The sequence below is a fragment of the Streptococcus sp. 339 genome, assembly GCF_013277285.1.
GTDB lineage: Bacteria > Bacillota > Bacilli > Lactobacillales > Streptococcaceae > Streptococcus > Streptococcus pseudopneumoniae.
The window spans coordinates 1-5,821 of the sequence record NZ_VMMR01000025.1 but is presented as its reverse complement, the minus strand read 5'-3'; the positions used below and the strand labels follow the sequence as shown (position 1 = coordinate 5,821).

5 protein-coding genes and 3 pseudogenes are annotated in these 5,821 nt (G+C 40.6%); 1 reads left to right on the top strand and 7 read right to left on the bottom strand.

Features of this window, described 5'->3' with window-relative positions; genetic code table 11:
* Positions 1-131 precede the first annotated feature (131 nt).
* Positions 132-830 (top strand): GntR family transcriptional regulator, encoded by a 699-nt coding sequence (locus tag HT736_RS03165; RefSeq protein WP_000936194.1) that lies wholly within the window; start codon positions 132-134, stop codon positions 828-830.
* 149 nt (positions 831-979) lie between these two features.
* On the opposite strand, the gene HT736_RS03160 is transcribed toward HT736_RS03165, so the two are convergent.
* The 7 genes and pseudogenes from HT736_RS03160 to HT736_RS03130 form a co-directional block, all read right to left on the bottom strand.
* Entirely contained in the window at positions 980-1,876 is an 897-nt protein-coding gene (locus HT736_RS03160; protein WP_100127979.1) for a DMT family transporter, read from the bottom strand.
* 8 nt (positions 1,877-1,884) lie between these two features.
* Positions 1,885-2,820 carry a serine hydrolase domain-containing protein gene (locus tag HT736_RS03155; protein WP_166731217.1) on the bottom strand — a complete coding sequence of 312 codons (936 nt, stop codon included), beginning with the start codon at positions 2,818-2,820 and terminating at the stop codon, positions 1,885-1,887.
* Positions 2,817-3,542, bottom strand: coding sequence for a CppA N-terminal domain-containing protein (locus HT736_RS03150; RefSeq protein WP_172930747.1), 726 nt, complete (start codon positions 3,540-3,542; stop codon positions 2,817-2,819). The genes HT736_RS03155 and HT736_RS03150 overlap by 4 nt, the downstream gene beginning before the upstream one ends.
* A gap of 83 nt (positions 3,543-3,625) precedes the next feature.
* Positions 3,626-4,212: pseudogene (locus HT736_RS03145) on the bottom strand (SGNH/GDSL hydrolase family protein).
* 49 nt (positions 4,213-4,261) lie between these two features.
* A complete protein-coding gene (locus tag HT736_RS03140; protein ID WP_054392807.1) occupies positions 4,262-5,089 on the bottom strand; it encodes an HAD family hydrolase in 828 nt (275 codons plus the stop codon).
* A 32-nt stretch (positions 5,090-5,121) separates the two neighbouring features.
* Positions 5,122-5,229 (bottom strand): annotated as a pseudogene (locus tag HT736_RS03135) (IS5/IS1182 family transposase); the annotation flags it as partial.
* Between the two features lie 102 nt (positions 5,230-5,331).
* A pseudogene (locus tag HT736_RS03130) lies at positions 5,332-5,821 on the bottom strand (transposase family protein); the annotation flags it as partial.

The following is a 5,821-nucleotide window of genomic DNA, read 5'->3' as shown; positions in this document are numbered from 1 at the left end:
CACTGCTTTGAGGTTGCAGATAGAGCTAACGCGGTTTGAAGAGATTTTCGAAGAGTATAAACAAGGCGAAGTTTGACTTTTTCTAGTTTATTGGGGTACAATAGAGAAAAGATAGAAATGAAGTGAAAAATATGCTACCTGCTTATATGAAAATCCATGATCAGATTAAAAAGGATATTGACGAGCACCGTTGGGCTATTGGTGAGAGGCTTCCCAGTGAACGAGATTTAGCAGAGCAGTTTTCGGTCAGCCGCATGACCCTCCGCCAAGCCGTATCTCTATTGGTTGAAGAAGGTGTCTTAGAGCGCAGAGTTGGAAGTGGCACCTTTGTGTCCAGTACTCGGGTACAAGAAAAGATGCGAGGGACAACCAGTTTTACTGAAATTGTTAAGTCCCAAGGTAAAGTACCCTCTAGCCAGCTCATTTCCTACAGAAAAACCATTCCCAATGAGCAGGAAGTTGCCAAGCTAGGAATTTCTCCTACCGAAAATATTATCCGAATGGAGCGGGTCCGCTATGCCGACAAAGTTCCTCTGGTTTATGAAGTTGCTTCTATTCCTGAAAAATTCATTAAGGACTTTAAAAAAGAAGAAATCACTAGTCATTTCTTCCAAACACTGCAAAAACATGGCTACCGTATTGGTAAATCACATCAGACCATCTATGCTCGCCTTGCTAAAGAAAAGATTGCCCACTATTTGGAAGTTGAAAAAGGACATGCTATTCTTGGTTTGACTCAGGTTTCCTACCTAGAAGATGGTACTGCATTTGAATACGTAAAAAGTCAATATGTAGGCGAACGTTTTGAATTTTATCTTGAAAATAATTAATACTCTTCGAAAATCTCTTCAAACCGCGTCAACGTCACCTTGCCGTACTCAAGTACAGCCTGCGGCTAGTTTCCTAGTTTGCTCTTTGATTTTCATTGAGTATAAAATACTAGGCAAAAACTCTCTGTCACGGACGACAAAGAGTCTTTTTATTTTTCTAAGAGTAAATCTTTCAAAGAAATCAGTGTTACTGCAATTAAAATCATTGCCATGCCAAGAAAATCAATAGGATAAAATTGTTCATTCATGATTAGGAAAGCAAAGAAAACAGCCGAAATTGGCTCAATTGAAGCCAACAAACTTGACTTGACCGGCCCAATCAGACTGGCTCCTTTTAGAAAGGCTGTATAGGCAAAGACAGTCCCGATAAGGATAATGCCCGCAAAAGCGAGGAGAAAATCAAGACTAGTTGGGATAGCAGTCTGTAGAACTCCTGTAAAAGGAAGGGCAACCAAACCTGCTATGACCCTTCCCACACCAATGACCAAACTGCTCCCCCACTTCTTAATCAAGGTTATGGGCAAAATGATATACAGGGCGTAAGTCAGAGCAGAAAAGAGCCCCCAGAACAGTCCCGAAGGTGTCATAGATAACTGGTCCAACTGCCCATGAGTGGCGATCAGGAAGGTCCCTCCGATGGCTAATATGATAGAACCTATCTCTCCCAGTGTCGGTACCACCTTATCCTTGATACAGCTATAAATCAAAATTCCGACAGGACAAACATACTGAAGTACTGTCGCGGTACCTGCATTGGTCTCCTGAATAGCAGTTAGATAGGCGAATTGGTTGAGGAATAGACCAATTAGAGCAAAAATAAGAAGAGACAGCAAACTCTTCTTATCCGTTAAAAAGGCCAGCATTTTATCCTTTGCAGTGGCATAAGCCAAGAGCATGAGAATTCCACCAGCGATTAAAAGGCGCAAGTTGGTCAAGACCAGAGCTGAAATTCCGTGTGCCATCAGGTATTGGCCACTCGTTCCTGACAAGCCCCAAGCTATCCCTGCCACAACTGTTAGTAAAGTCCCTTTTAAACTATTTGACATGTCTCTCCTTACTCTTCTTTGCGAATCAAGTTCATCACTTGATTGCGGTCTAAAATCCATTGAGCCCTCTCATCCTTTTCATAGGTACGATTCGATAGGAAAATGGCCGCTTCTTGCTTCTGACGATTCCACATGATAAAGGTACCTGTATAGCCCGTATGGTCTAGCCAATCTCCTTCCAAATTCCATGCCAAAGAACGTTCCTTGTCATCCAAAGGAGAAAAATTTTGACTCAAATCTCTTGCAAAATCATCTGCTAAATAGTGTTCTAAAAAGATTTGTAAATCCTTTACAGTCGAAAACAAACCAGCACTACCAGCATGTCTGCCTAGGAGGCGAGCCTTGGGATCATGCACTATGCCTGCCTCGACACCTCTGACTGTTGGAACAGCAAGCTCAACAGGCCCAAACTGGGTTTCCGTCATTCCCCAAGGTTTCAAAACTTGCTCCTGTAAAATCACATCCAAGTCTTGATTAAAGATTCTTTCCAAAATAAAACCCAAAAGCAAAAAATGGACATCTGAATAAAGAAAGGCTGGCTGACTTCGTCTCTTGAGATGAAACATCGCTTTCTTTAATTCAGGGGCTGTTAAAAGATCACGATTGGGAATAAAAGGATCAAGATCTGTTGCGTGAGTCAAGAGCTGGCGAATAGTGATGTCTGGATAATCACTCTCAGCTAAAAAATCTGTTACCGGTCTGTCAATATCTAATTGACCTTTTTCCCACAAGAAGGTAAAAACGGTGCCAACGCCAACAACCTTGCTGACACTAGCTAGGTCATAAACTAGTCCTGCCTCAGTCTGCAAGCCATGCTCTGGGTGACTCTGGCCAATATAGAACTCCGTCCATTGATTGTCCTTAAAATACGCAAAAGAGGCTCCGGGATAAATCCCTGCCTCGATTTGTTCTTCTATTTTTTTAATAATCTGGGTCCACTTCATACTTCTTCAAACCACAATTCAACATTATTTCTATCTTTTCCAAGGAAGAATTTTTCAGACTTAGGAATAAAATATTCGGTAGACTCAAATTTCTGGCGTAGACTTGCTATATCTAGTTCATTGACCAAGAACTTGAGCATAGATAAGTCCCAGGTAACCGTATTGTCCACAGTCAAATCCTGCCCCTGAGTTGGTATAAAACCAAGTGACGCCCCAATTTCAGATACTTCCAAGAAACTTTCGACATCCGTTGGGAGATGTAATTCCATAGAAATCTCAAATTTACTTAAAGAGATTGATTCCAAATCTGTTTGAAATTCAGGCTTTTCTCCTACTTCTACTAGACTTGCTCTATCATCTTCCTCATGAATCAAAATCAAATCATTTTCTGGTGAAAAAATTTCAAAAGCGTAGCCATTTTGACCTTTATATAATCGATGAATCGAATTCGTTTTAGATAAGAGTCCTTCAATTTCCAAGGGATTTTCCACCTTGACAATCAATCTAGCTAGTTTTTTTCTTCCCTCTACCTTACGAGTACGCATACTTGGAGCTTCTTCTAAAACCAGCTTTTCTAGACCTGTTTGATCACCTAGTGACAGAAAGGCTGACTCTTCTAACAAGGCCTTCATACCAAGGGTTTCAATATAAAATGTTTCATTTAATTTTCTATTATTAACTTTTAAAGTAGGAATAATCCGTACAATCTGATTTACATTCATAAATTCCTCCGTCACTTTTTATTTTAAAGGATTTTAGAATTTTTTACAAGATATTATGCTCAAATTTAACATTATTTAGCTATTTAGTAAAGATAGTCTTTCAAGGCTTTTGACAAAGCCTGATAACCAGCAATACTGAGGTGCAGTCCATCAGTTGTATATTCTTTTTTGAGTTGGCCCGCCTGGTCTGTCAAACTGTCAAAAACTGACAAAAATTCCACCTGCATATAGGCAGAAGCAAGCTCTTGATAGGCGTGATTCCTGTTCTGAATTTTTTCATTCGTGCGGATATAGACTGTCTGCTTATACTCCTCGCCTTCATTAACTGGCAAAATGGAAAGTAATTTTATCTCAGTCAGTGGATAATCGCGAGCAATGGATTGATGATAGCTTCGAGATTATTGAGAGCCTCATTCACAGGCACATCTTTTCCAATATCGTTCGTCCCAATTAAAAGGACAATTTTATCTACCTCCCCACCGTACAGATGCGCATCCAGATTCTCTAATAACAGTCCTGTCTGATAGCCACAAATTCCTCGATTGACAATTGTCTTTGAAGTCCCAAACAACTCCTGCAGAGGATAATATTCGACAATGGAATCCCCAATAAAAAGAATATCTGGCTCTACAACTGAAACCTGATTTAGGTGACGATACTTGGTTTGGATTTTTTCTTGTTCCTTTAGTAACCAATTTTCTAATAACTGTACTGCTACTTCATTCTCCTTTTTCTAACCAGTTTTCCAATACTTGGTAAACTCCTCCTTGGCTATTGGCTGGCGCTAGAGCCGTCGCCACAGCTTTGGCTTTGTCATCAGCATTTTCCATCGCATAGGCAATTCCAGCCATTTCAAGCATTTCAACATCATTTTCACTATCGCCAAAAGCCATGATTTGTTGGGGGTTCAAGTCCCAACGCTTGAGTAATTCTTCCAAGCCCCATGCTTTATGAATTCCAACTTGGAGGATATCAATGCAACCATAGCCACTCGATACAGCCCGAACACGGCCATCAAAGAGGTCATTGATTTCTTCCAATACCGAATTCAAACGTTCCTCACCAACAACCATACTCATCTTGAGCACACCACCAAAGAGGTCAGAGGTTAATTCATCCACAAAATTCATTCGTTGGTAGAATTCTTCAATCATTTCTGGAGTCATAAAACTTTCAAGGTCTGTAAAAATGGTACCTTCCTTGACGAAACCACCCTTCATCCCTGTTACAACAAATTGATCCTGACACGCTCGACCCTCGAAATGAGCCAAAGCCTTATCGACAATGGCATCATCCCAAGTCTGAGCCTGAATCAATTCATTGTTTTCAAAAATATGAGCACCATTGGCAACAACCAGAACCACTCGATCCACCAAGTGCTCCAGTAGTTGCCTCATGCGGTGAATTTCATTCCCTGTCGCGATGACAAAACGAATCCCCCTTTGATCCAACTGATCCACAATCTTTTCCAAGCGTGGGAGATCAAGCTGGCCTCTAGCATCCAGCAAGGTCCCATCCATATCTGTCGCAATTACCTTAATCGTCATTTACTTTCCTCTTGATTAGACTTCCTGCAAAACTAGAATCCTAGTTCATGATTGATAATACCAGCAATCAAATTCATTCGTAATCCGAAGTGTTTACGATGATTTCGATAGGTTGTTGAAGATATTTTAAACGTTTTCATAGTGAAATGAAATAAGAACAGGACAAATCGATCAGGACAGTCAAATCGATTTCTAACAATGTTTTAGAAGTAGAGGTGTACTATTCTAGTTTCAATCTACTATACTTTGTCAAAAATATTCTCAACCTTGATTCTCTCCTTAGATAGCGCATGGTTACAGGCTTTCTCTTCAGCTGTTAGCGGCTTGAGTTTGCTGGATTTCCTCGGAGTTTGCGCTTGAGGATATAGCTTCATGAGCCCTTGATAACCACTGTCAGACAAGATTTTACCAGATTGTCCGATATTTCTGCGACTCATTTTGAACAACTTCATATCATGACAATAGTTCACAGTGATCTCCAAAGAAACAATTCTCCCTTGGCTTGTGACAATCGCCTGAGCCTTCATAGCGTGGCATTTCTTTTTACCAGAATCATTCGCTAATTGTTTTTTTAGGACGATTGATTTTTACTTCCGTCGCATCAATCATTACCGTGTCCTCAGAACTGAGAGGAGTTCTTGAAATCGCAACACCACCTTTGAACAAGAGTTACTTCAACCCATTGGCTCCGACGGATTAAGTTGCTTTCGTGGATACCAAGATCAGCCGCAA